The 25,225-nt window shown below is 44.1% G+C and carries 26 protein-coding genes; 18 read left to right on the forward strand and 8 right to left on the reverse strand.

The genetic code is table 11. The annotated features are described in order from the left end of the window. Positions 1-353: 353 nt before the first annotated feature. Genes K245_RS0101185 through K245_RS0101195 form a run of 3 tightly spaced genes read right to left on the reverse strand, consistent with a single transcriptional unit; the run spans position 354 to position 2,781 of the window. Positions 354-1,121: a substrate-binding periplasmic protein gene (locus tag K245_RS0101185; protein ID WP_027357841.1), complete on the reverse strand. Its 768-nt coding sequence runs from the start codon at positions 1,119-1,121 to the stop codon at positions 354-356. A gap of 49 nt (positions 1,122-1,170) precedes the next feature. Further along, the gene (locus tag K245_RS0101190) at positions 1,171-1,974 is read right to left on the reverse strand and encodes a substrate-binding periplasmic protein (RefSeq protein WP_027357842.1); all 804 of its coding nucleotides are present in this window, start codon (positions 1,972-1,974) and stop codon (positions 1,171-1,173) included. A 21-nt stretch (positions 1,975-1,995) separates the two neighbouring features. Beyond that, positions 1,996-2,781: a substrate-binding periplasmic protein gene (locus tag K245_RS0101195; protein WP_027357843.1), complete on the reverse strand. Its 786-nt coding sequence runs from the start codon at positions 2,779-2,781 to the stop codon at positions 1,996-1,998. A 345-nt stretch (positions 2,782-3,126) separates the two neighbouring features. Between K245_RS0101195 and K245_RS0101205 the strand changes: the two genes are divergently transcribed. The 5 genes from K245_RS0101205 to K245_RS22520 all read left to right on the forward strand — a co-directional run bounded on the left by K245_RS0101205 (position 3,127) and on the right by K245_RS22520 (position 9,858). Further along, on the forward strand, positions 3,127-3,876 hold the full coding sequence (locus K245_RS0101205) for a DUF547 domain-containing protein (protein ID WP_027357844.1): 750 nt from the start codon (positions 3,127-3,129) through the stop codon (positions 3,874-3,876). Between the two features lie 51 nt (positions 3,877-3,927). Further along, positions 3,928-6,354 (forward strand): PAS domain S-box protein, encoded by a 2,427-nt coding sequence (locus K245_RS26145; protein ID WP_051283743.1) that lies wholly within the window; start codon positions 3,928-3,930, stop codon positions 6,352-6,354. An 11-nt stretch (positions 6,355-6,365) separates the two neighbouring features. Continuing rightward, entirely contained in the window at positions 6,366-7,403 is a 1,038-nt protein-coding gene (locus K245_RS26150) for an ATP-binding protein (RefSeq protein ID WP_051283744.1), read from the forward strand. A 177-nt stretch (positions 7,404-7,580) separates the two neighbouring features. After that, positions 7,581-8,555, forward strand: coding sequence for an NAD(P)H-dependent flavin oxidoreductase (locus K245_RS0101215; protein ID WP_027357845.1), 975 nt, complete (start codon positions 7,581-7,583; stop codon positions 8,553-8,555). 130 nt (positions 8,556-8,685) lie between these two features. After that, positions 8,686-9,858, forward strand: coding sequence for a transporter substrate-binding domain-containing protein (locus K245_RS22520; RefSeq protein WP_027357846.1), 1,173 nt, complete (start codon positions 8,686-8,688; stop codon positions 9,856-9,858). 91 nt (positions 9,859-9,949) lie between these two features. Here the strand turns inward: K245_RS22520 and K245_RS0101225 are convergent, their stop codons facing one another. Further along, on the reverse strand, positions 9,950-10,810 hold the full coding sequence (locus K245_RS0101225) for a DUF1848 domain-containing protein (protein ID WP_027357847.1): 861 nt from the start codon (positions 10,808-10,810) through the stop codon (positions 9,950-9,952). Positions 10,811-10,827: 17 nt separating this feature from the next. Beyond that, positions 10,828-11,187: a hypothetical protein gene (locus tag K245_RS0101230; RefSeq protein WP_027357848.1), complete on the reverse strand. Its 360-nt coding sequence runs from the start codon at positions 11,185-11,187 to the stop codon at positions 10,828-10,830. A gap of 289 nt (positions 11,188-11,476) precedes the next feature. Between K245_RS0101230 and metF the strand changes: the two genes are divergently transcribed. From metF to minE, 8 genes are all read left to right on the forward strand, one after another. Further along, entirely contained in the window at positions 11,477-12,361 is an 885-nt protein-coding gene (gene metF, locus K245_RS0101235; RefSeq protein WP_027357849.1) for a methylenetetrahydrofolate reductase [NAD(P)H], read from the forward strand. 9 nt (positions 12,362-12,370) lie between these two features. Beyond that, positions 12,371-12,901, forward strand: coding sequence for a ribosome biogenesis factor YjgA (yjgA, locus tag K245_RS0101240; protein WP_027357850.1), 531 nt, complete (start codon positions 12,371-12,373; stop codon positions 12,899-12,901). A 20-nt stretch (positions 12,902-12,921) separates the two neighbouring features. Further along, a complete protein-coding gene (locus tag K245_RS22525; RefSeq protein WP_084156085.1) occupies positions 12,922-13,509 on the forward strand; it encodes an acyltransferase in 588 nt (195 codons plus the stop codon). Positions 13,510-13,528: 19 nt separating this feature from the next. Then, on the forward strand, positions 13,529-14,854 hold the full coding sequence (locus K245_RS0101250; protein WP_027357851.1) for a B12-binding domain-containing radical SAM protein: 1,326 nt from the start codon (positions 13,529-13,531) through the stop codon (positions 14,852-14,854). A 173-nt stretch (positions 14,855-15,027) separates the two neighbouring features. Then, a complete protein-coding gene (locus tag K245_RS0101260) occupies positions 15,028-15,270 on the forward strand; it encodes a hypothetical protein (RefSeq protein WP_027357852.1) in 243 nt (80 codons plus the stop codon). A 182-nt stretch (positions 15,271-15,452) separates the two neighbouring features. Continuing rightward, the gene (gene minC, locus K245_RS0101265; RefSeq protein WP_035276300.1) at positions 15,453-16,196 is read left to right on the forward strand and encodes a septum site-determining protein MinC; all 744 of its coding nucleotides are present in this window, start codon (positions 15,453-15,455) and stop codon (positions 16,194-16,196) included. A gap of 45 nt (positions 16,197-16,241) precedes the next feature. Next, complete coding sequence (gene minD / locus K245_RS0101270) at positions 16,242-17,042, forward strand: septum site-determining protein MinD (RefSeq protein WP_027357854.1); 801 nt, start codon at positions 16,242-16,244, stop codon at positions 17,040-17,042. Beyond that, positions 17,032-17,325: a cell division topological specificity factor MinE gene (gene minE / locus K245_RS0101275; protein WP_232223780.1), complete on the forward strand. Its 294-nt coding sequence runs from the start codon at positions 17,032-17,034 to the stop codon at positions 17,323-17,325. The genes minD and minE overlap by 11 nt, the downstream gene beginning before the upstream one ends. 86 nt (positions 17,326-17,411) lie before the next feature. Here the strand turns inward: minE and K245_RS26155 are convergent, their stop codons facing one another. Both K245_RS26155 and K245_RS0101285 read right to left on the reverse strand, forming a co-directional pair. Next, a complete protein-coding gene (locus K245_RS26155; protein WP_051283745.1) occupies positions 17,412-18,248 on the reverse strand; it encodes a hypothetical protein in 837 nt (278 codons plus the stop codon). Further along, positions 18,245-19,018 carry an HD domain-containing protein gene (locus K245_RS0101285; RefSeq protein ID WP_027357856.1) on the reverse strand — a complete coding sequence of 258 codons (774 nt, stop codon included), beginning with the start codon at positions 19,016-19,018 and terminating at the stop codon, positions 18,245-18,247. Before K245_RS0101285 ends, K245_RS26155 begins: the two co-directional genes overlap by 4 nt. A 384-nt stretch (positions 19,019-19,402) precedes the next feature. Between K245_RS0101285 and K245_RS0101290 the strand changes: the two genes are divergently transcribed. The 3 genes from K245_RS0101290 to K245_RS0101300 all read left to right on the forward strand — a co-directional run bounded on the left by K245_RS0101290 (position 19,403) and on the right by K245_RS0101300 (position 21,454). Then, entirely contained in the window at positions 19,403-19,810 is a 408-nt protein-coding gene (locus K245_RS0101290; protein ID WP_027357857.1) for a DUF134 domain-containing protein, read from the forward strand. A 312-nt stretch (positions 19,811-20,122) separates the two neighbouring features. Next, the gene (gene tsaA / locus K245_RS0101295) at positions 20,123-20,602 is read left to right on the forward strand and encodes a tRNA (N6-threonylcarbamoyladenosine(37)-N6)-methyltransferase TrmO (RefSeq protein WP_027357858.1); all 480 of its coding nucleotides are present in this window, start codon (positions 20,123-20,125) and stop codon (positions 20,600-20,602) included. A gap of 18 nt (positions 20,603-20,620) precedes the next feature. Further along, a complete protein-coding gene (locus K245_RS0101300) occupies positions 20,621-21,454 on the forward strand; it encodes an MBL fold metallo-hydrolase (RefSeq protein ID WP_027357859.1) in 834 nt (277 codons plus the stop codon). A 288-nt stretch (positions 21,455-21,742) separates the two neighbouring features. Here the strand turns inward: K245_RS0101300 and K245_RS0101305 are convergent, their stop codons facing one another. Continuing rightward, positions 21,743-22,330, reverse strand: a complete 588-nt coding sequence (locus tag K245_RS0101305) for a LysE family translocator (protein WP_027357860.1) — start codon at positions 22,328-22,330, stop codon at positions 21,743-21,745. A 106-nt stretch (positions 22,331-22,436) separates the two neighbouring features. On the opposite strand from K245_RS0101305, the gene K245_RS0101310 reads away from it, so the two are divergent. Beyond that, entirely contained in the window at positions 22,437-23,822 is a 1,386-nt protein-coding gene (locus K245_RS0101310; RefSeq protein WP_027357861.1) for an aminotransferase-like domain-containing protein, read from the forward strand. Between the two features lie 309 nt (positions 23,823-24,131). Beyond that, complete coding sequence (gene dusB, locus K245_RS22535) at positions 24,132-25,217, forward strand: tRNA dihydrouridine synthase DusB (protein WP_232223781.1); 1,086 nt, start codon at positions 24,132-24,134, stop codon at positions 25,215-25,217. Positions 25,218-25,225 lie beyond the last annotated feature (8 nt).

The following is a 25,225-nucleotide window of genomic DNA, read 5'->3' on the forward strand; positions in this document are numbered from 1 at the left end:
ATGCCGGACTTGATCCGGCATCCACTATTATCAAATACTTCTGGATTTCGGCCTGCGCCGGAATGACGGGAATCGGACTTTTTGCTGCTTTATCAAAATTAATCAGTGTTCTTGTGATATCTGGCGCGTCCAAGATTCTTTGACTTTTTTAGCGGTTTAAGGAGAATCCGGCAGCTCTGGGACAAACCAATGATGAACAGTCAGATTTTTTATGTAGATCGGGTTAGAGCATCCTTTGCACGTAACCCAGCATAAAGCCTTGGTTGACGCCGGATTACGGGATTTATAGATAATGCACCCCTAATCCTACCTAAGGTTGCGTTATTTCAACAATACTGGCACAAGCCAGAGGGCTATTTTCCAAAATATTTGTCATAAATAGCCTTGTACTCAGGAGTGGCCTTCAGTGACTTTAATTCCGCAGAAAATTTATCCACAAAATCCTTGTCAATGGTCTTTTGGCTGAAAATCGCATAAAGCGAAGCTACCTTGATGGGATTTTTTAAAACTATCACCTTATCAGCAAGTTCCATCTTTTTTAAAAGAGCCATGCCATTTCCAAAATCCATGGCAATGAAGTCTATGCGCTTTGCCAGGAGCTTTTTTACATTCAGTTCATCATTGACAACTTCATCAAAATTTTTCTCCTTTTCCATGAATGCCCATAGCTCAGGAGTATAGGAATATGCCCTTACAACGCCAATTTTTTTGCCTTTAAGATCATCGAAAGTATCGTATTTGAGTTTGGCCTCGTCTTCCTTTCTTATGAAAAAAGACCACGATGACTCCATCAGGGATTCAGTGGGATAATGGGTGATCTGGGCCCTTTTTTCGCTTGTGGCTGCGGTAAAAATCATGTCAGCCTCTCCATCTATGACCATTTTTTCAGCACGCGCCCAGGGATATTGCAATATCTTCCCCTTGATACCTATGTTCATTTTTTTAAGAACAGCCTGGATCACTTCTGTTGAAAAGCCGCTTATGTATTCATTTCCTGGGTCGCCAACCTTGAATTCATAAGGAGGCCAGTCATCAGTTGCTATGGTCAGTTCTTTAATTTCGGCGTTTGCGGTTACAGACAAGAAAAATGACAGAATAACAAAAGAAATAATACGTTTCATGGGTCGACCTCTCGTTTGTTGGTTTATTGATTGCCTGATGAAAAAAACATCAGGGGGCTTTGACTCTATGATTACTCTCTGTACTGCCTGGATCTGAAAAATATTTTTTATATATCAAATTATATTCAAAACTTGTCTTGAACTCGCCAAGTGCAGCCGAAAAGCTGTCCACAAAGCTTTTTTCCACTGTCTCTTTGCTGAAAATAGCATAAATACTTACTGTCTTGAGTGGCTTTTCAATGGCGACAACCCTGTCGGATAGCCCCAGTTTTTTTATCAAATACAGCCCGTTCATTTTATCCATCACAATATAATCAAGCCTTCCGTGGACGAGCTTTTTAAGATTCTGATCATCGTAAGCAACATCCTCGATGGTTTTCTCGGTACGGATAAATTCCAAAAATTCAGGAGAGTAAAAATAACCTCTTACAACCCCAATTTTTTTACCCTTGAGGTCAGCAAAGGACTCGTACTTAAGCCTTCTCTCATCCTCCTTACGAATAAAAAATGACCATGATGTCTCCATAAGAGATTCCTTGGGATAATGAACAAGCTGCGACCTGTAAGGATTTGATCCGGCAGAATACAACATATCGAGCGCACCATTCATGAGCATGATTTCTCCCCTGACCCAAGGGAACACGGAGATCCTGTCCTTTACCTGGATATTCATCTTGTTAAAGACAGCAAGAATCACTTCTGTTGAAAACCCGGTCACAAAATCATTTCCCGCAGCACCTTCAACATATTCATAGGGCGGCCATTCATCAGTACCAACCGTAATCTCGGTTCCGGCATTTGCCCAATCTGGAAAAAGCAGAAAAATGATCAAAGGAAAGAATAACCTTTTCATAACTATCCCCAAACGCTGGTTTTATTGACCGGGAATATCTCCGCTTACTGAAAAATATCTGTCATAGATTTTTTTATATTCAGGCGTCGCCTTGAAGGCTTTTAGCTCATCTGAAAATCTGTCCACAAACTCCTTCTCGACGGTGTTCCTGCTGAATATAGGGTAGAGGGATATCTTGGCTATGGGCTTTTTAAGAGGTACGATCTTGCCGGTAAGATTCATTTTATCTATGAGATACAAGCCATTACCATAGTCCATGACTATATAATCGATTCTCCTGTACATCAACTTCCTGACATTCTGATCGTCTCCGGCAACTTCTTCATAATTCTGTTCAGCCTCAATAAATGATCTGAATTCAGGGGTATAGGCATAGGCCCTGACCACGCCTATTCTTTTGCCCTTAAGGTCACCAAGGCTTTCATACTTGAGTTTCCCGGAGTCTTCGCTTCTGATAAACAAGGACCATGCCGACTCAACGATCGGTTCCGAGGGGTAATGCACTATTTTTGCCCTTTTTTCGCTGGTGGCGGCCGTATAAAGCATGTCAAGCGAGCCATCAATGACCATCTTTTCTCCCCTCGCCCACGGGAACTGCTCTATTCGGCCATTTGGAATCACATTCATTTTTTTAAGAACCAAAAGAATAACATCCGTGGAAAAACCGCTCATGCATTCATTTCCAGGCAAGCCCGTAACATATTCATAAGGCGGCCATTCATCGGTGCCGATTTTAAGTTTCGTTTCGGCAAATGATGAGTCAAAGAAGAAAAGAAAAACGATCATGGTTGAAAAAATGGTCTTCATAACAATCTCCTGTTACGAGATTTAAATGGAATTGTCCGAATAGCTTGGGAATAAAACCGGCCTTGTTTCAGAATCTATGATTTTATGTGGAAAGCCCGGAAACAGGCCGGAAACAGCAAGAAAAGTTTTTTGAATTGATTGCTGATACAATAAAATAATTATGATCGAAAACCAAGCTCTTTTTCAGATATGGCTCCCGTAGCCAAAAATTCATTCACGAAGATGATTTTTTTCTGTTCATGAAATACCCGCTGTTCTATAAACATAACAAGAGACAATTCATTCAAAGACTCCTTACCCTGTGTAATAATTTTCTATTCTGTCCAGTCCGCCAAAAGGAAAATCATGAGAAAAATAATTGGTGCCTTGACCCTTTTAATTCTTTTTATTGCGCTTAACGCCATTGCCTCAAATCAGAAAGCATCTGTTGATCATTCAATATATGCAGAACTTCTCGGAAAACATGTCAAAAACGGGGTAGTTAGCTACAAGAACTTTAAAAATGACGAGGCAAGGCTTGACGAATATCTGAAGACTCTTGAAAATACAAACCCTGATAAACTGGACAGAAACGAAAAATTCGCCTTTTATATAAACGCGTACAATGCCTGGACAATAAAGCTTATTCTGACTGGCTATCCGGGCGTAAAATCCATAAAAGATATGGGATCAATTTTTCAGAGTCCCTGGAAGAAAGGCATTTGCCGGTTAAATGGCAAAATAATGACCCTTGATGATATTGAACACGGAATCCTGAGACCGGAATTCAAAGACCCAAGAGTTCATTTTGCGATAAATTGTGCTTCAAAGGACTGCCCTCCTCTTATACCTGAGCCGTATTATGGCGCAATCCTTGATAAACAGCTTGATGAGTCTGCAAAGGCATTTATCAATGATCCGGCAAAAAACAGACTAAAAGATAACACACTATATATAAGCAGTATTTTCAAATGGTTTTCCGAAGATTTCAAGGATGACCCAAGGGACTTCATCCTAAAACATGCATCAGGCGAACTTAAAGCAGGATTGGAGAAAGCCGGAGACTCCTTGAAGATAGAATATCTGGACTATGATTGGTCTCTGAACGGAAACTGATTCACGGAATATGCACATATGAAATCCTGATTGCTCTGGCAGAGGTGCTCAATGAGTTTTTTCATATTAAAACCGGATGGCAACATCCTGTTACCATTTCGCAGCCTGTGTGCCCTCATTATACTGTCATTGCTGACAATCGGCCTGAACGAATCCATTGCCCAGGCACGGCCAGCCAATGAGAAGCATATTCTGATACTATACGCCTACGGCTACGGAGGGCGAGGAGTTGAACTTTTCAGCGACGGCTTTTTTGACGCCATTACCAGGGCTGGTTTTCCAGTTTCAAACGTCCATGCCGAGTATCTTGATCTTCAGCGCAACAAGGATATATTAAACTATCGCCAAGATCTGACGGAAATGCTGCTCAAAAAATATGGGCAGAGGCAGATAGACCTAATCATTACAGTTCAGCAGCCTGCTCTTGAATTTTTACTTAAGGACTGTAACGGCATAGCTCCGGACGCGCCGGTCATTACTCTCCAGAATCGCCCTTTACTTGAATCTGAAAAAATGGGGCGCAGAATTGTCGGCGAAATAAATCAGTTTGATATCAAAGGCACGCTCGAAAGAGCATTGGAATTATTTCCGCAAACCCGGAAAGTTTTATTCGCTTCAGGCAGCAGCTCGGCAGATATAAAGGTCATTGAACAGGCATCCCGGATCGCCGAAGCATTCGGAAAGCACATAGAATTCGAATACACCACAGATATGCCCCTTGACGAGATCCTGGATAAAGTGGCCCACCTGCCATCACACAGCATCATCATTTTCACCCAGTACAACAGAGATACTCAAGGCCGCGTGGCACTGGCCTATGAGGTTGAAAACATGATAGTCAGGGCGGCAAACGCACCTGTGTTCGGGTTTTACGATTACAACCTCAGGAATGGGGGCATAGGAGGCTCGGTTATTCCGGTAAAGGCTTCAGGCGCAAGAGCTGGACGTCTGGCCGTTGATATTTTGAACGGCGTTCCCCTGGCGTCTTCAGGAACACTTCAGACGAATGAAAACATACCGATGTTTGACTGGGGGGTAATTCAGCAGTGGAAAGGAGATGTCGGCAGACTTCCTGCAAACACTGTCTTCATGAACCGTCCTCTTTCAGTATGGCAGCAATACGGATGGATCGTCGCATTCACCATAGTCTTTATCGCTGTTCAGTCAGTGCTGATCGTCATGCTGCTGATCAATATCCGGCGCCGCAAGATAGCCGAACACGTACTTGACAAAAGAGATGCTGATCTTCACGCCATATTTGAAAATATTTTTGACTCAGTTGTTTTTACAGATTCAGAGCGGCGTATTTGCCGGGTTAATCCAGCATTCATGCGCATGTTCGGCTACACAGCGGACGAAGTGATTGGGCTAACAACCGAATTTATCTATGCTGATTATGCAGACCAGGGGCGTCGTCGCTTCCACAAAGGTTCAGCCTGTGAAAGCGGAATTTACGAAGTGCGCTACAGACGCAAGGATGGCAGCTTGTTTTGGGCTGAATCCAGCGGAACCCGCATTGTGGATCAAAATGGCGTGGTTGTGGGATTGCTCGGAGTTCACCGCGACATAAGTGAACGCAAACAAACCGAAAAGGCTCTGCAAAAGAGTGAAGCGACCTATCGTTCTCTGTTTGAAAATATGCTGAACAGCGTCGTCCATGCCCGTATGATTTTTCAGGGAGACATTCCGGTTGATCTGGAATACATTTCAACAAACCCGGCCTTTGCCAACGTGACCGGCATTACCGAATCTGTTGTGGGCCGCAGAATAAGCGAGGTCATCCCTGGTTATTGCGAGAACAATCCTGAGTCAATCAGGATCTTTGGGCAAGTGGCCATGACTGGCAAACCGACGCGCTGGGAGCACTACCTGAAAGAACTTGACAGGTGGTTCTCGTTCATCATCTATTCTCCCTCATATGGTGAAGTCATAATCGTGACCGAAAACATCACCGAACGCAAGCACACCGAAAAACAACTGAAAGACAGTGAAGAACGACTTAGGCTGGCCCTTGACGCCACCAACGATGCTATCTGGGACTGGAATCTGAGCAACGGCAAAGTATATCGCTCACCTCGCTATTTTGAAATAGTTGGCAGGCAGCCCGACGAAGCGACACAGGATTTCGAGTTTTTTAAAGCGACTGTTCTGCCGGATGATCTGCCACGCGTTCTTGGAATCATTGAGGCCCATAAAAAAGGTTTGTCCGCATCCATCGAATTTATTTACAAACTGGCGTCAAATGAAGATGAAGAAGAAAAATGGATGGGGGTTAAGGGCAGGATTGTCGAACGGGACGTAAATGGCTCTCCCCTCAGGATTGTTGGCACTCTTACTGATATTACCAAACAAAAACAGCACGAGGATGAAAAAGCCAGATTAGAGGAACAGGTTCAGCAATCCCGGAAAATGGAATCCGTGGGTCGTCTGGCCGGCGGTGTTGCCCACGATTTCAATAATATGCTCGGAATTATCTAGGCTATGCGGAGATGACCATAGATCAGATAAATGAGACCCATCCTCTCTATGCCAATCTTGATGAAATAAGAAACGCGGCCAATCGTTCAGCCGATCTGACCAGGCAGTTGCTGGCCTTTGCGCGCCAGCAGCCCATTGCGCCCAAGCCGCTTGATCTGAATGATACTGTGGAAGGCATGCTCAAGATGCTGAGGCGAATCATCGGCGAGGACATAGATCTCGTATGGATGCCTGGAAAAACCCTGTGGAAGGTCAATATGGATCCGTCCCAAATAGATCAGCTCCTGGCCAACCTGTGTGTCAATGCCAGGGATGCCATCTCGGGTGTCGGAAAAATGACCATAGAAACAGAAAACGTAATATTTGATGCAGAATATTGCGCCGATCACGCTGGCTTTACTGAAGGCGAGTATATAATGCTGACTGTTGGAGACAACGGGTGCGGCATGGACAAGGAAACGCAGTCCCAGATTTTCGAGCCTTTTTTCACGACAAAAGAAATAGGCAAAGGAACAGGCCTCGGACTTGCCACGATCTACGGCATAATCAAGCAGAACAAAGGCTTCATCAATGTCTATAGTGAACCGGATCATGGAACAGTCTTCACGATATATCTGCCTCGCTATATGGACAAAGAAGACCTTGTATCACATGATATTATCGAAGAACCTGCGATATACGGACATGAGGTAATACTGCTGGTTGAAGATGAACCCATTCTCCTGAATATGACCACTACGATGCTCGAAAGGAAGGGCTATACTGTTCTGGCTGCATCCACTCCCGAGGAGGCCATAAGTCTGGCTGAGACTTATTCAGAAAAGATTCAGCTTTTAATAACCGATGTGGTAATGCCAGAAATGAACGGGAGGGATCTTGCAAAAAAAATACTTTCGATTAATCCATCCCTCAAATGCCTGTTCGCTTCCGGGTACACGGCGGATGTCATAGCCCACCACGGAGTGCTGAATTCCGGAGTCAATTTCATACAAAAGCCATTTTCAGTAAAGGCCCTTGCAAACAAGGTAAGGGACGTGCTGGATGGTTAAGATAAGCCTTATGTAGGGTTACGAGCAAAGGGCGCTCTAACCCTATATCATAACTCTTGATTCAACAGCATTGATGGGCATCAATTCTCAAAATATAAGCTATCAACAGTTTTTCATCCGTAATTTGAGGCTTTTAAACAGCAATTCATTCAAGGGTGATCACCTAAAGGAGATGATATGAAGACAAGAATCACGGAGCTTTTAGGCATTCAGCATCCAATAGTTCAGGGCGGCATGCAGTGGGTCGGAACAGCAGATCTTGCGGCTGCCGTATCAAACTCCGGGGCTCTCGGAATCGTAACTGCGCTTACCCAGCCGAGCCCAGAAGCATTGGCAAAGGAAATTGACAGGGCAAGATCTCTTACGGACAAGCCCTTTGCCGTCAATCTGACCCTCCTTCCGACCTTGAAGCCTGTTCCATATATGGAATATGCAAGGGTCATAGTTGAAAAAAAAGTAAAAATAGTGGAGACTGCCGGAAGAAGTCCCGAAGAATTTCTGCCCATGTTCAAGGATGCCGGAATCGTACTCATCCACAAATGCACATCTGTCAGACACGCCATTAAAGCCGAAAAAATGGGCTGCGATGCTGTGAGTGTTGATGGCTTTGAATGTGCCGGTCACCCTGGCGAAGATGATATCCCCGGGCTCATTCTTCTGCCAATAGCCCGTGATGCGCTGAAAATTCCAATTATTGCATCCGGCGGCTTCGGTGATGGACGGGGCCTTGTGGCGGCCCTTGCCCTCGGCGCAGACGGAATAAACATGGGAACAAGATTTCTTGCCACGGCCGAGGCTCCTGTTCATGAAAATATCAAGAAGGCTTTGGTTGAGTCTGACGAGCGCCAGACTTCCCTGATTTTCAGAACACTCCATAATACTGCCAGAATATTCAAAAATAAGGTTGCCGAAGAAGTTGTTGCAATGGAAAAACGGGGTAATGTTAGAATTGAGGAAATTGCGCCCCTTGTTTCAGGAAAGCGGGGTGAATCGGCTCTTCATGATGGAGATATACACGGCGGAGTATGGGCTGCCGGAATGGTTGCAGGCCTTATTCATGACATCCCGACCGTTGCCGAGCTTGTTTCAAGAATAGTTAAAGAAGCCGACGATATTATCAAAAAAAGACTGATGGAAATTGTTGGCGGATAAAACAAGACAACGTCGGAAAAAGTCAAAAAATGGCTTTGGCGCCATGCCGGACTTTTTGCGACCTTGTCAAACAATCCCTTCTCCGAAGGCTTGCGGGAGAAGAAAAGATCTTCAATGACAGGATTACTCCATGGTACGAGCATTTGTTATCATAAATATAATTTTTTGCTTCTGGATGACCAGCGCCAATGTTTATGCGTCCTCTATAAATCTTTCCAATGAAGAGCTTGCATGGATAGAGAAGAACCGGACAATCCGCATCAGCGGCCCCCAGGCATTTCCTCCTTTTCAATATATTGATAAGGACGGAGCCTTTTCAGGAATGGCTTCCGATTATATTTATCTCATTGCAAAGATGGCAGGCCTTGAAATCGAAGTGGTCAAAAATTTTCCTTGGCCTGAAATACTGAAAAAGGTTGAAAACAAGGAAATAGACCTTCTTACCTGTGCGGCAAAATCTCCTGAGCGTGAAAAATATCTGGTTTTTCTAAAGCCCCATCTTTCATTTCCCCTTGTTATTATCAGCAGAAAAGACGCTCCCTTTATAAGCGGCCTTCAGAGCCTGAACAAAAAAAGCATCGCCATTGTACGCAAAAACTCCACATTTGACTGGCTTCAGCGCGACCAGATCAGTTTCACTCCGCATTTTGTCGATTCCCCCCTGGACGCCTTAAAAGCAGTTTCGATTGGAGATGCCGATGCTTCGATAGAAAATCTGGCTGCGGCAACTTATCTTATAGAAAAAAATGGGCTGACAAATCTTAAAATTGCGGCTCCGACATCTTATGGAAACTACGACCTGTCGATTGCTGTACGAAAGGATATGCCTGAGCTGGCCGGCATATTTAATAAAGGTCTGGCTGCCATAGACCAGGACAAGCACAATGAAATCCGTCAGAAATGGATAGCTGTACGCTATGAATACGGGATCGGCACAAGAGACATAATAAAATGGATTTTAGCGGTTTGCTTTGCAGCATCCTTACCTCTCATTGTTTTCTACCGCTGGAACAGGAAGCTAACAAAGGAAATTCAGAAACGAATACAGGTTGAAGCTGAAAAAGAAAAACTGATCCATGATCTTACAACAGCCCTCGATGAAATAAAAACCCTTAGGGGAATATTGCCGCTCTGTTCATTCTGCAAAAGAATAAGAGACGACTCCGGCTATTGGGAGCAGGTTGACGTCTATATCCGCAAGTATTCCCAGGCCGACATAAGTCACAGCATATGTCCGGACTGCATGAAGGAGAACTATCCAATACTCGTCGCTGACGGGAAAAAATCCGAGGTTTCAAAATAGAACTTCAATTCTCAAATATAGACAAGGTCGTAAAAAATCGAATTTCCGTCATTCCTGCGTAGGCCGGAATCCAGAAGTGCCTGGTGAACAATCAGGCGGCATAGCAGTAAAGGCAATTGTGAAAGCACGGCTGGGTTCTGTATGAGCCTATGTCACGGGATTCAGTGCACGTACACCCTTTTGTTTTTCTCTGCCCCTTATCCGGTCTGGTCGATATGCTTCCGCCATGAATATCCATGAGGAGTCTTGAGTCGATACACCCGCCCGGGGTAATGAATTCTTTTATTTCAGGGCTATCACCAAGAAGCCCGGACTCGCAGCAGAGTCTCAGTTTCATTCCAAACTTTTTTAAAACGCCGTGCATATATTCAATGGTTCTGAGTTTTGTTTCCGAATCAGGCTCGATGAATCTTATACCTGCATTTTCTTCACGCTTCTTCAGTTTTCTGTATATGTCCAGAAAACTGGTCACACATCTTGAAATTCCAATCCTTGACATTGAAGACGCAATTTCTTCAAAACCAGCCAGATTATTTGAAACAAGGCCCCTTCCCTTTTCCATGAAAAAGCAGACTGGATCGAATCGCCACTCAATTGCTTCTGGACCGTGGATTTTTGAAAGATTTCCGGCCTGCTCAAGCCTTGCTCGAAGACAGGGAACTCCAGGTTCAAGTATTATAGACCTGGCATTTAAGGTGAACTGGAAAAATAATCTGTAGCCCATTCCGGTTATTTTTTCGGCATAGCAGCCATCTATAAAGGGGCTGTAATTTTTTGACCATAAAACAATGCTGTGGACAGATTCAGGCCTCAGATCAAGGGTTGTTTTTCTTGCGTTAAAAGGATTTTCCGTTTCCACAAAACCAAGCTCAAGGCGCCTCATAAGCCAGGGCATGTAAAATGCCGGAATATCGGTTCGCCTCGATGCTGAAATAACAGTTTTTGAAGCCATGACTTTTAATGAATCTGCTATTTTTTAAACCTGTCAGAAAGAGAAATTACCTGACCGCCATCTCCGTCCTTGGGCTTTATATTTTTCTTTTCTGCTTTGGTGGAAGTCTTTTTTTCATCATCCAATTCAACTACATCGGCTTCTTCAGGGCAGACTACTTTTTCAAGCCTCATTTTCTTGCCGTTCATAGTGAATTCGGCACCGTCAATATATGAATCCCTCAGTATCCAATGCACAACGTCCACAGGTATCTGAAGAAAAAGAAGCTTTACCACGTACCACCCAGGCTTCACGTCAGCCGTAATGTCTTCAATCCTGGCAAAAGCCATTGGCTGATCTTCGAAATATATGAGAACTATGTCTTTTTCAGTTGCCATATCAGCGTATTAAATCCTTATAATATGAATCTTGAAATGTCATAATTTGCCTTTTCTGAGAGTTTTTAAGCACAATAACACAAATATGTCATGACAAACTTCCATAATTCGATGTACAAAATTTGAAGGCAAACAATTATAAAATCAATTTTTCTTGATATATAGTTATGAACTAAAAAACAAATATTTGATTTAATTAAAAATATATAAAAGTAATATTATTTGAATATATCTGGTTTTTGTGATATATGCCCTTGAAAAAAATAATGGAATAATTCATGAGGCCACAATGCTCGTTAAAGACATATTGAATGCCAATAGTTTATCCTTCAGTTTTGAGTTCTTTCCTCCCAAGACAGACAAGGGCTGGGGATCACTCTTTGAAACAATATCAGATCTTGAACCGCTCAAGCCAGCCTATGTAAGCGTTACATACGGAGCCGGAGGCAGCACAAGGGACAGAACCCACGATCTCGTAACAAAAATTGAAAAAGACACGGGAATAACCGTTGTCTCCCACTTGACCTGCGTTGGCTCGTCAAAGGATGAGATAATGGATATCCTGAAAAAATACGACGAGGCTGGCATATCAAATATTCTGGCTTTAAGGGGGGACGCTCCTGAAGGAACCCAAAAATGGGAGCAACATCCTGATGGATTCAGGCATGCGTCAGAGCTTGTTGCGTTCATAAAAAAACATTTTCCCCACATGGGAGTCGGAGTTGCGGGATTTCCTGAAGGCCATCCTGAAACTCCGAACAGACTCAAGGAGATAGATTATCTCAAGGCAAAGGTCGATGAAGGTGCTGATTATATTGTAACCCAGCTTTTTTTTGACAACAGGGATTTCTATGATTTCTGCGAGCGCTGCGATATTGCCGGCATAAATATTCCCATCGTGGCCGGAATCATGCCCATTGTCACAAAATCCGGGATGGACAGAATGGCTGAACTTGCGGCAGGAGCAAAATTTCCTGCATCGCTCATAAGGGGTGTGCAGAGGGCCGAATCTGATGAATATGTGGAAAAATTCGGCATACACTGGGCGACCGAACAGGTCAGAGATCTCATCGATAACAAGGTGAAGGGCATACATTTTTATACCCTGAATAAATCGCTTCAGACTTTGAAAATATACGAATCCCTCGGACTTAAGGGTTCAAAACAGCAGTAAGGCAGATTAATGACAGACTACGAATTTGAAGAGAATGAATACGGGGATCGTAAAAGCAAATCCCAGGTAAAGAGAGAGATGCTGGCGCTTCAGGAACTTGGAGAAAAGCTGTTGGAACTTCCTCTGGACAGGGTAATGAAACTGGATATTCTGCCGGAGCTGAAAGAAGCTGTGGTGGAACTGAAAAAAATGACGGCAAAGGAAGCGAAGCGCAGACAGATTCAGTATATAGGCGCACTTATGAGGAACGCCGATCCTGAGCCCATAAAAGCTGCCATAGCAGATGTCGAGGCCGGATCATACCAGTCCGCAAAAATATTCAAAAGGGCTGAAAGCTGGAGAGACAGACTCTGCGCCGGCGATGACGCACTTGAAACAGAGATAATAGAAACCTTTCCGGATATGGATGTTCCGCAGTTCCGCCAGCTTGTAAGAAACGCTAAAAAGGAAATGGAAAAGCAGACAGGAAAAAAAGCCTTCAGGGTGCTTTTCAAATTTATAAAGGATATTCTGGATAAGCCATCTTTGTCTGTTGAATAATTGTCTTTTTGGAGTTTTTCATGTTTGACACCAGAATTAATGAAGTTGGTGAAAATACGATCATTGATCCGGCTGTTGAGATATGCCTCGAGCACGATCTTAAAGACGGAAGGGGAATTTTCATAGGGCGTGACTGCGTTATCTACCCAAGAAACCGCATAGTTCTTGGGGACATGAACGCAAACCCAGAGGCCAATATGGTAATCGGGAATAATGTCCTCATAAACGCGGGGGGCTATCTTTCCGGCGAGGGAGGGCTTCAAATAGGCAATTTCGTTCTGATTGGCCCTAACGTCAATATTCTCAGCGCAGGACATGAATTCGGCAATCCAGACAAACCTATTCAGAAACAGGGGCTGACCTACGGAAAAATAATCATCGAAGATGATGCTTGGATAGGCGCGGGATCCGTGGTACTACAGGGCATAACCATAGGAAAAGGGGCCATTGTCGGTGCCGGGTCCGTTGTCACCAGCAATGTGCCACCATATGCGATTGTAATTGGAAACCCAGCAAGGATAGTTAAATACAGAAATAGCCAGGAACCTGAAAAGCCCTTTAAAAAGAAAGGCTTTATGGAAAGGCTCCGCTCTGTTTTATTTGGGTAACAGGAGATAAGCTGAAAAAATGAGAGTGCTTTTTGTCTATGTAAACATCGAGAGCCACAGCCTCAAGCATTTTCCCCAGGGGATAGGCATATTGTCGGCAGTCCTTAAAAAGAACGGCTATAAAACCGATATGCTCTACATTGACGATCATATAAATGATGATATTCTGCTTTCATATATAGGCAATTACAACCCTCACCTGATAGCTTTTTCTGTTGTCACGGCCCAGTGGCAGTTTGTCCAGAAATTCGCGGCTGTCATAAAAACAAAATTCAAGGCTCCCATATTATGCGGAGGGGCACACCCGACCTTTGATCCTGAAGATACGATAAGTGATCCAAGCGTTAATATGGTCTGCGTTGGAGAGGGAGAATATCCCCTGCTGGATGTCCTCGACAGGATGAAAAACGGCGGAGATCTTTCATCGATTCCAAATATATGGGTAAAAAATGACGAAGGTCAGGTTTTCAAAAATCCGGTGAGAGAACTTATAGCTGATTTAGACTCCTTGCCTTTTACAGACCGCAGCATCATGGATTACCAGGACGTCATCAACAAATCCAACACAGAACCCGTCATAATGTCCTCGCGCGGTTGTCCGTACAACTGCACATTCTGCTCAAACAGCGCCATAAAGGCGCTTTACAGAGGAAAGGGCAGGTATGTAAGACAGAGAAGCCCTGAAAACGTGATAGCCGAAATAAGGGCGATGCGTGAAAAATATGAATTCAATACCCTCAATTTTTACGATGAATGCTTCGGATATAACAAAGCATGGATAAAACGCTTCTGTGAGCTTTATAAGGCTGAGTTCAGATATCCGTTCGGATGCTTCATCAGGGCCGAGGCCTCTGATGCGGAAACATTCGAGATGATGGCTGACGCAGGCCTGTCCCTTATTTATCTTGGCGTTGAATCAGGAAATGAACATCTTAGAAAAAATGTCATGAACCGCAAGGTTGATGACTCACGCATAATCAAGGCGTGCAGGGAAGCCCAGGCCGCGGGAATACAGGTCTGGACATTCAATATTGTAGGAATTCCCGGCGAGACGGTGGAAACTATTGATGAGGCAATGAACCTCAACAGGCTCATCAATCCTCACTTTGTTAGCGTTTCAATATTTCAGCCCCTGGCAGGCACAAAACTTTATGATGTATGCGTAGAAAACAATTATATCCAGAGGGATTACAAAGGCAGTTTTTATGATGACACGGTACTGACACTGCCGACAATCACCCATGAAGATCTATTAAAAAAATACAAGGAATTCCAGGCTCTTTCCATGGAAATCAGGCTTGCCCATGAAGCAAAAGGGGATAAAATCTTCCTTGCCGACATTTAGCGGCGCAACCAGGGGTTAAATATAATGGACCCGCAAAAAGTCGGAAGAGGACTTCAGTATCATGCCGGACTTGATCCGGCATCCAGTATTTCAGATAGATCTGGATTCCGGCCTTAGCCTGAATGACGGGAATCGTGCTTTTTACGACTTTGTAAAATATCATAAGAGGTATTATGGACGAAGATAAATTAGCCACACAAAAACTTGTAATAGGCTTTATGATAGCGTTCGGAGCTCTTTTGACATCGGCTGTAGGATTTCTCGTCGGAACATACGGAATGGGGAAAAACACTACTCTTGCAGTAATCGGCTGGGGACTTGCTGCTTTAGGACTTCTGGAAGCCCTTTTTGTGAAAAAAATTGTCAGTCTGCTTTTCATCATCAGGCGCAAGGGCGGAAACGATCCTGAAGCCTGATTTTTGTAAATGTTTATTATCACAGGTTTTACTGCTTGAGCCTTGACACTTTATACTCGATATAGTACCCCTTTTCACTGTCATTAAACCGGATCAATGGCATAATCCATTAACGGAACAAGGCCTTTTCCGGGATCTGGCAGTCAATATTCATCTTATCATCTATAGAGAACAACCTTATTATGATTGAAAACAACGGGCTCTCCCTGGTCAAAATAAAGGGAGTTGGCGACAGTCTTCGTGTAACAGTAAACGCTGAAAAATCCCTGGATCTGCTTAAGAATGAGCTTGAAAAATCATTTGAAAAGCTCCAGCACCTTGCTTTCAACGCCAAAGTTATTTTAGACACCGGAAATGAAGAAGGACATGAAGAAGTATTCAGGTCTCTTTCAACTTTTCTTCAGGATAAATTTACCCTTGCAAGCATAAGCATGGCGGAACCGCTTCAAACTTCAACCGATCAAGAACAGCCCCGGCAGCAAGAGCCTGCGCCGGTTGTCCGCAGCCGTGTCGAAGAAAAAATAAGACTCAGGGATGCTGAAAGAGGCTGGGAATTCAGAAAGAGCGAAGTTCTCATGATTGCCGGCAGAGTAAGGGCCGGACAAAGGGTAAACGCCAAAAAGCACCTTGTTGTTTTAGGTGATGTCAATCCCGGAGCCGAAATATCCGCAGGAGGAGATATCCTTGTCATGGGAAGTCTGAGCGGGACTGCAATGGCAGGTCTGCCTGACAATGAATCGGCAATCATTCTTGCCCTTGATTTCAGACCAACCCAGATTCAGATTGCAGGTCTTGTTGCGGCAGGTCACAAGGCAGAGGCTCTTAAAACAGCGGAGTTTGCCCATATTGATTCCGGCGGAATCGTGGTGGAGCCGTTTCTTGGAAACAATCCATTTGCAAAAATGCCTTGGCCGGAAGTAAGATAACGAAAAAAATCTTTTATATAATGTTTCAGATATGCGAGGTGCCCTTTGGAAGGAAAAGTAATAGTAATAACATCAGGCAAAGGCGGGGTAGGAAAAAGCACCACAACCGCCGCCATCGGCGCAGCTCTTGCCCTTGAAGGCAAGAAGGTCGCTGTTGTGGACATGGACATAGGCCTGAGAAATCTTGATGTAATCATGGGCCTTGAAAACCGAATTGTCTTCAATGTCGTGGACGCGGCAAAAGGCAAATGCAAAATCAAGCAGGCTGCCATAAAAGACAGAAAAATTGATAACCTTTTTCTTATACCTGCATCCCAGAGCGACAACAAAAACATTCTTACTCCTGATGAAATGGTAAGACTTGCCAAAAGACTCAAGCACGAATTCGACTTTGTTCTCATGGACTGCCCGGCAGGGATTGAACAGGGATTTGAAAATTCAGTGGCTGGAGCTGATGAAGCCATAGTCGTGTGTACGCCCGAGGTTTCGGCGGTAAGGGACGCTGACAGAATAATCGGCCTTCTTTATGCGCGGTCTATCACTCCTAAGCTCATAATAAACCGCATTGTACCAAGAATGGTTGATAACGGCGACATGCTGAGCCATGAAGATGTTCTTGATGTTCTTTCCATTGAACTTCTTGGATTAGTGGAGATGGACGACAATGTTGTTATTGCAACAAACACTGGCGCAAGCGTTGTCCATGACAAAATTTCTAAAGCTGGCGCGGCTTTCCGCAGAATAGCCAAACGCCTCAACGGTCAACCCGATCTTCCGATCCAGATTCCGCAGTATCAGAAAAAATTCTGGGGAAAAATTGGCAAGAAACTCGGATTTGGCAGATAAGGAGGCTGATGTGCTTGGAATAGTCCAGAGACTTTTTGGCAAGGAACCCGCGAGCAAGGATGTTGCAAAAAAACGCCTGAAATTTGCCCTTGTATATGACAAGCTGGAAATTTCTGATGAAATGCTGCAGGAGCTCCAGAGTGATATTATTGCGGTGATTTCAAAATACTTTGAGATAGATAAAAGCTCTTTAAAACTTGATATCCAGAGGTCAGACGATCTTTCAGCCCTTGTCTTCAATACACCGATCATTGCGGCAAAAAGAAAGAACGTGGCACCCTGATTGTAAATTCAGGCCTATGATTTTTCAAAGACAATCCGTAAACAATAAACAAAGCCGGGCCTTAACACATGCCGCCCGGTTTTGTTTCATATTGCGTTGACAAGACTGACCACGGTCTTTTCAAGAAGATCAACAGCTCGAGCAAAGTCTTTTATGCACGAGATTTCAGACCTGAATGCCTTTAAAACCGGATTCCATCTGTTTGCCAGTCCATATTTATCTTCAATATCAGGAGCGGCCCCTATTCCGTCATTGAAAAAATAATTGACGAGAATCCCGTTTTTTCTGAAAGGCCACTCAGTTTTAAGATTTATAAAACCCCGGACAGCTTCAAAAAATTCATCTGAGAAATTCATTTCATCTGGATCAAGAAGTCTGCCAAGATCTGTTTCAACGTTTTCGAAAAAGCATTTTATGACGTCGCTTTCGGTTATCACAAGTCCGAACGAATGCCAGTCTTCAGCTGCATATCTCAAAATTTTCTTATATCTTTCAGGAACATCCCGGCAGGTGGGACAAAAATACATATTACAGGTCATTCCGCCGTAATAGCTTACTCCCCTCAGATCAAGACCGTTGTTGCCCGAAGCCATGGGATGAAGAAGACAGCCAGGGGATAAAGGATCTGAATCCATGAAGCCTATATATGGGCAATGATGGAAATCTTCCATCGGCCGTCTCTGATTCTCAATCATTGCAATTTTATCCGCAAAAGCAAGAACATCTTCATACGTCCGTTTTACAGAAGCGAAAAGTTCTGTTCTTTTAAGCAGTATATCATAAATTGCGGACCTCGAAGCATCCGGGACATTATATAGTCCGCAGCATGCTCCACAGGATACTCCAGGCCTGACTTGGCACAAATAGACCTTTCCAGGAATTTCAGGATCAAGATTTGAAAAAGGCGTCAATATCAGGCTCATACGGCCTTGTTCCCCAGATATCCTGAATATTCTTCCTGAATAATTGAATACAGTTTTTCACCAATGAATACGCCCATATCTATGAACTGAGGGCCGTATTTTTTGCCTGTGGTGCTTCTGAAGGAAGTTTTTATCCTCTGGAGAGCCTTCATACCGCCTTGATAACCAACCATGAACCTTGGAAAAGGGATATTTGCAAAAGCAATCATGTCCCATACAGTGTATTTGAAATTGTCAGGCCCCCATCTGAATTTATCAGCATCATAAAGGCAGTCGGAAACCAGCTGGCCCTCTGACGTAAAAAAGCCTGAAATCTCCCTGAAAGCCTCATGATTTCGAATTGCCTGACAGATATCATCAATTTCAGCAAGCTCGAACGGGAATGCCGGCAGGATTTCACCGGCGGTAATTGCCCCTTCTATGGCATGATCCGCCATCTTTCGCTGGACATCATGAAGGAGACTTGCTGTCTGGACAACAAGAAGCCTGCGCATGGTTATCTCATTCGAATCACCAAGTATCCTGCTTTCCTCCACAAGAAGCGCGCCCGCATCTCTTGCCACTGCCTCAGCATGGGCAAGGCCATGTCCGAAATCATTTTCTATCCTTATGGCCACATCGCGGTAAATTTCCCTTATAAGAGGGTCTGTTTCAAAAAAATTGTCTGAAATTTCTACGGATTCCGCACATTTAGTGTAAAATTCAGGGCTCGGAAGCTCTAAAGCAATCTGGCGGGCCCTATCCCTTATTTTTTTGTATATTTCATCCATTTTCAAATCTGCGTGACTTAGTAATTTTATGTTTATGCTTTTATTATTTGATGAGTTCGCAAAAAGTCCGATTTATCTCATTCCGGCGCAGGCCTGAATCCAGAAGTATCTGAGAATACTGGAGCCGGATCAAGTCCGGCATGACGCTAAAACCATTTTCAGAGTTTTTGCGAGACCATCATTATCTGACAGCCAAAAAAAACTAAAAAAAGACTTTCTTTCGATAACTGAAAGCTTCATAAAAGCATATCGATGAAATCTGATAGCATTTTAATTAGTTACCCGCAAGATAATGGTAACGGTATCTTTTTTTGAGAATATAATCAAAAAAAACGATGAGATATATTGACTTTATGGACATATGCTCATAATAAAGGAGTGGTTGTGGTAAGACCGAAAAAAGACAGAATAGTAAGACACAATCCTGACGTAGTTTATTTCAAGCCACGGGGAATACCCCTTATGAGACTTGAGGAAGTCACACTTACGGTTGATGAGTGCGAAGCAATCAGACTAGCAGATCTTGAGAACCTTTCCCAGGAAGACGCCGGCGAGAAAATGGGTATCTCCAGGGCAACGTTTGGAAGGATAATCCAACAGGCAAGAAAGAATGTGGCTGATGCAATCATCAATGGAAAAGCCATCAGGATTGAAGGCGGCAATTACAGAATAGACATGCAGGAAAATGGCTTTCTATGCAGTTTCTGCGGAAAAGACCGGGCTGAATCATCAGAAAGCGAAGGTCTTAGTGAATGCCCGGTCTGCAAAGGATATGAAATAAAAAGACAATAGTCGCAGAAGTTAATTAAAAAGAAGGCGGTGAAAAACATAGATTACCGGCCTTCGAAGCATGCAGCGACAATTGTTCCTATATCGTATTGGTTCCGCATCTGACCGGGCAATAGGTTCTCCTCTCCCATTGTCATCTGTCCGTGTCAGTGCGGAACAAATTTTCCGTCTGCGGAAAGGGTTTATTTCGTAAAACCCCAATATTCTTAAGCCTTTCCGCAGGCGGAGTTTAATAATGCCGAATTATGGCAAGTTTTGCGGTCATCATACGGCTCTCATTTTTGATAAATGCTCCGCAAAAATTTCCGGGTTATTATGAAAAGCGATCAAAAATTCAAAATCAGACCCATAGGAATAATAAGAACCGGGTTCAAAGACAAGTCATCCGCGCCTGTTCAGGGAGCATTCACCGACGCCGCCCCTGGATATGTTGAAATATTTGATGAATTTTCCGAAGGCCTCAAGGACATAGACGGTTTCACACATATCTATCTGATTTACGTTTTTGACAGGGCAGGAAATGTCCAGCTTGTCAGAAAACCGTTTCTCGACGACACTCCAAGGGGACTTTTTTCCACAAGACATCCATGCAGACCTAATTCCATCGGTATCACCGTAGTCAGGCTGACAGGCAGAAGTGGACGGTTTCTTGAGATAGAAGGCATAGATGTCCTGGACGGAACTCCGCTTATTGACATAAAACCATATATAAAAAGATTTGATTCTTTTCCTGATGCCTCTGAAGGATGGCTCGAAAATGTCGAGGCCCGGGAAAAGCCTGAAAACAGGGAATAGAGAAAAAAGGACAACAGTATGTCTTTAAGAATAACAACTGTTTCTGAAAACTCCGTATCCATGGGAATCGGACTCAAAGCCGAACACGGGCTCGGATATTATATTGAAAATGACGGACTCAGAATGTTTTTTGATACAGGCCAGGGCCTTGTTTTTGAAGACAATCTCAAGGCTATGGGCATACCAATTTCAGGAATCAGTCACGCAGTTCTCAGCCACGGTCATTACGACCACGCCGGCGCACTTAAGGCAGTTGTTAAAAACAATCCCGATATAAAGGTGGTTGCCCATCCAGAGGCTTTTAACCCCAAATATCTGTCCTATGACAATCAGAACTTCCACTATATCGGAGTACACCAGAAAATTTCTGAACTTGAATCCCTCGGAGCATCAGTCATTCTCTCTTCGGAGCCTTTTGAAATCGCTCCTGGCATTACTACCACAGGAGAAATCCCGATGATCTGGGGCTTTGAAAAAGTTGAGCATTATTTTTTCAAAGACTCCGGAGACAAAAAAGTCAATGATGATATTCCTGATGACCAGGCCATTGTAATTGATACGGAAAAAGGTCTTGTGGTTGTTCTCGGATGCACCCACCGAGGGCTTATAAACACTCTGACCCACATATCCGAGATGACGGGCAAGAATAAATTCCATGCCATAACCGGCGGTCTGCACCTTGGAGGCGCTTCTGAGGAAAGACTGAAAAAAACCGCCGAGGCTCTGAAGGCATTTGACATCGACAGATTGATCGTTGGCCATTGCACAGGCATGAAATCGGCAGTGTATCTTTTCAACTCTCTTCCGGGAAAGGTTGAGTTCGGATCTGTGGGTTCTACAATTCTGGTCTGATTGTTTTTTAGGAATCCCAAATGCAAAAAATACCGGACAGATGATCAAGTCCGGTATGATGCCGACGCCTTTTTTCATGGCTTTGTCATTTAAGTTTGTCCACTATAAACACCAAGCAGATGGCCATACAAATCCAAAAAAATGTTTTAATGACTCCACACAATCGACTCGTCTTGATTATACTCGCCATGGGATGGTCAAGGCCCGGATTATAAGAGCTTTCAGGAATCAGAATAAATCTGAGTAAAAGCATTATTTTGAATATACTCGATTTCATTTGACTCCCATTCACCCCATCAAAGAATATACAGTTGAACCAACCATGAAAACTGAAGCCGTTATATTAAAAGCAAGCCTCCTGCCTCCGGTTTTCTGAAGCCAGTCCATTATTCCAACCCCGGCTGCGGTCCACATACCATGGGAAATTGGCTGCCAAAAAAGAAAGCAGAGCGCAAATCCCAAAATCTGCGGGACAATGGGCATCTGGGGGTCTGAGAATTGGGAAAATGCTGATACAGACATTGCCCAGCTCTTTGGATTAAGAAACTGAAGCAGAATGCCCTGAAAAAATGAAAAGCTTTGTGAAGAGCTTCCATCAGAGCCGGATGATTTTATAAGTGAATATGCCAGAAAAAGAATATACCCTACTCCAGCAATTCTGATTGCCGTGCTAATCTCCGGGGATGACTTTATTATGCCGCCCATTCCAAAGCCTACGGATAGATTCATAATCAGAAGACCGACAGCATTTCCAAAAAGAAAGGGCAGGCTTTTTTTAAAGCCCATGCTCTGGCCAGAGGCGAGGTGAGCCATGTTTGCCGGCCCAGGAGTCGCTGTCATGGAAATAACAAAAAGATTTAAAGGAAGAGAGATCATTGATATATCCTTTGATTGAGTTATTAAATTTCGGCTGGCCAGCCAATCAATATAATGTGTGAATTTATCCTTGACATTGTATGGTGTCAAATAGAGTATTGTATGTATGACAATATATATTCCTGAAATAGAAAAAACAGACGAGCCTCTTTACAAAAGGCTGACCAATGCCATTGAAAGAGATGTGAAATCAGGCCTCCTTCACCCTGGAACAAGATTGCCGACCCACAGGGAAATGGCTGACAATATCGGTATGAATGTCAGCACCGTGACAAGGGCATACAGGGAGGCTGAGAAGCTTGGGCTTGTGGCCGGAACAGTGGGAAGGGGCACTTTTGTGGCCTCAGATGCCAGTACAGTCTCAAGCATGAGATCAACCGGGCCTTATCAGTCAGAAATAATTGAATTGGGGATTGTTGGACCTTTGACTGATTTTGACCCTGACCTTTCCGAGTATCTTGCGCTGTTTTCCAGACAAAAAAATCTGGCCGCCTATATGAATTATGGAGACCCTGGCGGCATGGAAAGCCACAGAACAACAGGCGCAGAATGGATGAACAGGTTCGGCATGGCAACATCTCCTGATAACGTATTGATAAGCGCGGGCGGTCAGCATGCACTTACCTGTTCTTTTGCAGGAATTTTTAAGCCTGGGCAAAGGATTGCGGCCGAAAGCCTCACATATCCGGGAATAAAATCACTTGCAGGCCTTCTTGGCTTGAGGCTCGTTCCAATAGCGATGGATGATGAGGGCATGATACCAGAGAGTCTTGAAATTGCTTGCAGAAGGGACGACATATCAGGTGTGTATCTGATGCCTGGAGTCCAGAACCCAACACTTGCGTGCATGTCTCCCAAAAGGCGCGAAGCTGTTGCCGAAGTCATAGCAAGGCATGGGCTGACTCTCATAGAAGACGACGCCTACAGCCCATACAGGGAAAATCAACCGCCTCCGGTTTCATCACTTATTCCTGATAACGGAGTGCTCATTGCAAGCGTATCCAAGATTTTCTGGGCCGGAATGCGCGTGGCTTTTGTAGCTGCCTCCAAAGACAAGAGAAACAGAATTGTCGGAGCTGTCCATAATACAATGTGGATGACACCAACCCTGAACGCCGCATTCGTTGCTTCTGTCATTGAAAATGGCGCAGCGGACAGGGTGCTGGCCGCAAAAAAGGCCGAACTCGCAAGAAGACTTGAATATGCGCTTAAAATTTTCAACGGTGTGTCCATCAGGACAATACCTTATGGTAGTTATATATGGGTCAGCCTGCCTGAATCCTGGAATGGTTTGGCCCTTGAAAGCATTGCTAGGGAGCATAAAGTGAATGTTTTTTCAGCGGAAAAGTTTTCCGTGGGGAATTCGCAGCCCCCAAAAGCTGTAAGGCTCTCGCTCACAGGCGAAAACGATTTTTCAAGGCTTGCCAGGGGGCTTGAGATTGTTTCCGGCATAATATCTTCACCAGAACCGGTTATGAGGCCGGTAATGTAGATCGTTATTTTTGAAGGCGTCGCAAAAACTCAAAAAAAAGGCAACGGCGTCATGCCTGACTTGATACGGCATCCGCTCTCGATATGAATTCAATAGTCTGTCCCGGATTGCAAAATATAATTAAATATGTAATGTCGCTTTTAAATACTGCCTGGAAAATCCTTTTTTATGACTAAAATTAAAGATTGATGGTCTCGCAAAAAGTCAAAACGGGCAGTGTCGTCATGCCGGACTTGATCTGGCATCTTTGTATTTCCAGATACTTATGGATTCCAGCTCCCGGTTTTCACCGGGACAGGCCCCTCCGGAATGACGGGAATCGGACTTTTTGCGACTTTGTCAAAGATTGAAGCTAAAATAATGTTTTATATTGGAAATGTTTTAATACCTGAAAAAACCGTGCTTGCGCCGCTTGCCGGAATCACAAGCCTTCCGATGAGGCTGATGGCAAGAGAAGAAGGCTGCGGCCTCGTATGCACAGAAATGATAAGCTCCAACGGTCTTTTTTATGATTCTGCAAGAACCTGGGAAATGCTTGAAAGCTCTCCGGCTGAAAAACCTGTTTCAGTCCAGATTTTCGGATCAATACCGGATGTCATGGCAAAGGCTGCGGCAATGGTGGAAGACAAGGGCGCGGATATAATCGACATCAATTTCGGGTGCTCTGTCAAAAAAGTTCTTAAAACAGGCTCAGGTTCAGAGCTGATGCGCGATCCTAAAAAATCAGAGGCGATCATAAAGGCTGTCAGAAAGGCCATAAAAATCCCCCTTACAATAAAAATCCGCACAGGATGGGACAACTCAGGTGACCAGGCCGAAATCCTTGCAAAAATTGCGGAAGATTCGGGAGTCGACGCGATTACGGTTCATCCGAGAACAGCTGTCCAGGCTTTCGGCGGAACAGCAGACTGGAGTGTAATCGCAAGGATAAAGAAACTTGTCTCCATTCCAGTTATTGGCAACGGAGATGTCACGTCACCTCAAAAAGCTGTGGATATGATGAAAACCACAGGTTGTGATGCCGTAATGATTGGCCGTGCTGCCATGGCTGGCCCCCAGATTTTTTCCCAGATAAATGCCGCTCTTGACGGAAAACCTGTACCTGAATTTGATGTAGCCAGACATTTTGCTTCAATGAAACATTTTCTCGACGCAAGCATTCAATATTCAGGAGAATCCATAGGATGCAGATTGCTGAGAAGCAGGCTTGCATGGCTCGTGAAAGGTTTGCCCAGCAGCACTTCGTTCAGGATAGCAGTTAAAAAAATTGAAAGCAGGAACGAGGCTCTTTCTCTGATTGAAGATTACGAAGCCCGCGTTATGAAGGAAATAGAAGAAAAAGGGCCAAAGGCAATATTCAGGGATGAAATAGCCATGGTTGATGACATCTGTTGAAACCGCCC

This window comes from Desulforegula conservatrix Mb1Pa (assembly GCF_000426225.1).
Taxonomy (GTDB): Bacteria; Desulfobacterota; Desulfobacteria; order Desulfobacterales; family Desulforegulaceae; genus Desulforegula; species Desulforegula conservatrix.

Bases quoted from the DNA above. Each gene is read 5' to 3' on its own strand.
- K245_RS22525 (WP_084156085.1), top strand. From the start codon at position 12,922: ATGTTTGACACCAGAATTAATGAAGTTGGTGAAAATACGATCATTGAT.
- K245_RS0101205 (WP_027357844.1), top strand. From the start codon at position 3,127: ATGAGAAAAATAATTGGTGCCTTGACCCTTTTAATTCTTTTTATTGCG.
- minC (WP_035276300.1), top strand. From the start codon at position 15,453: ATGATTGAAAACAACGGGCTCTCCCTGGTCAAAATAAAGGGAGTTGGC.
- K245_RS0101190 (WP_027357842.1), bottom strand. From the start codon at position 1,974: ATGAAAAGGTTATTCTTTCCTTTGATCATTTTTCTGCTTTTTCCAGAT.
- K245_RS0101185 (WP_027357841.1), bottom strand. From the start codon at position 1,121: ATGAAACGTATTATTTCTTTTGTTATTCTGTCATTTTTCTTGTCTGTA.
- yjgA (WP_027357850.1), top strand. From the start codon at position 12,371: ATGACAGACTACGAATTTGAAGAGAATGAATACGGGGATCGTAAAAGC.
- metF (WP_027357849.1), top strand. From the start codon at position 11,477: ATGCTCGTTAAAGACATATTGAATGCCAATAGTTTATCCTTCAGTTTT.
- K245_RS0101230 (WP_027357848.1), bottom strand. From the start codon at position 11,187: ATGGCAACTGAAAAAGACATAGTTCTCATATATTTCGAAGATCAGCCA.
- K245_RS0101195 (WP_027357843.1), bottom strand. From the start codon at position 2,781: ATGAAGACCATTTTTTCAACCATGATCGTTTTTCTTTTCTTCTTTGAC.
- K245_RS0101300 (WP_027357859.1), top strand. From the start codon at position 20,621: ATGTCTTTAAGAATAACAACTGTTTCTGAAAACTCCGTATCCATGGGA.
- K245_RS26155 (WP_051283745.1), bottom strand. From the start codon at position 18,248: ATGAGCCTGATATTGACGCCTTTTTCAAATCTTGATCCTGAAATTCCT.
- K245_RS0101260 (WP_027357852.1), top strand. From the start codon at position 15,028: ATGGACGAAGATAAATTAGCCACACAAAAACTTGTAATAGGCTTTATG.
- K245_RS0101250 (WP_027357851.1), top strand. From the start codon at position 13,529: ATGAGAGTGCTTTTTGTCTATGTAAACATCGAGAGCCACAGCCTCAAG.
- K245_RS0101305 (WP_027357860.1), bottom strand. From the start codon at position 22,330: ATGATCTCTCTTCCTTTAAATCTTTTTGTTATTTCCATGACAGCGACT.
- dusB (WP_232223781.1), top strand. From the start codon at position 24,132: ATGACGGGAATCGGACTTTTTGCGACTTTGTCAAAGATTGAAGCTAAA.
- K245_RS22520 (WP_027357846.1), top strand. From the start codon at position 8,686: ATGGTACGAGCATTTGTTATCATAAATATAATTTTTTGCTTCTGGATG.
- K245_RS0101225 (WP_027357847.1), bottom strand. From the start codon at position 10,810: ATGGCTTCAAAAACTGTTATTTCAGCATCGAGGCGAACCGATATTCCG.
- K245_RS26150 (WP_051283744.1), top strand. From the start codon at position 6,366: ATGACCATAGATCAGATAAATGAGACCCATCCTCTCTATGCCAATCTT.
- K245_RS0101310 (WP_027357861.1), top strand. From the start codon at position 22,437: ATGACAATATATATTCCTGAAATAGAAAAAACAGACGAGCCTCTTTAC.
- tsaA (WP_027357858.1), top strand. From the start codon at position 20,123: ATGAAAAGCGATCAAAAATTCAAAATCAGACCCATAGGAATAATAAGA.
- K245_RS26145 (WP_051283743.1), top strand. From the start codon at position 3,928: ATGAGTTTTTTCATATTAAAACCGGATGGCAACATCCTGTTACCATTT.
- K245_RS0101285 (WP_027357856.1), bottom strand. From the start codon at position 19,018: ATGGATGAAATATACAAAAAAATAAGGGATAGGGCCCGCCAGATTGCT.
- K245_RS0101215 (WP_027357845.1), top strand. From the start codon at position 7,581: ATGAAGACAAGAATCACGGAGCTTTTAGGCATTCAGCATCCAATAGTT.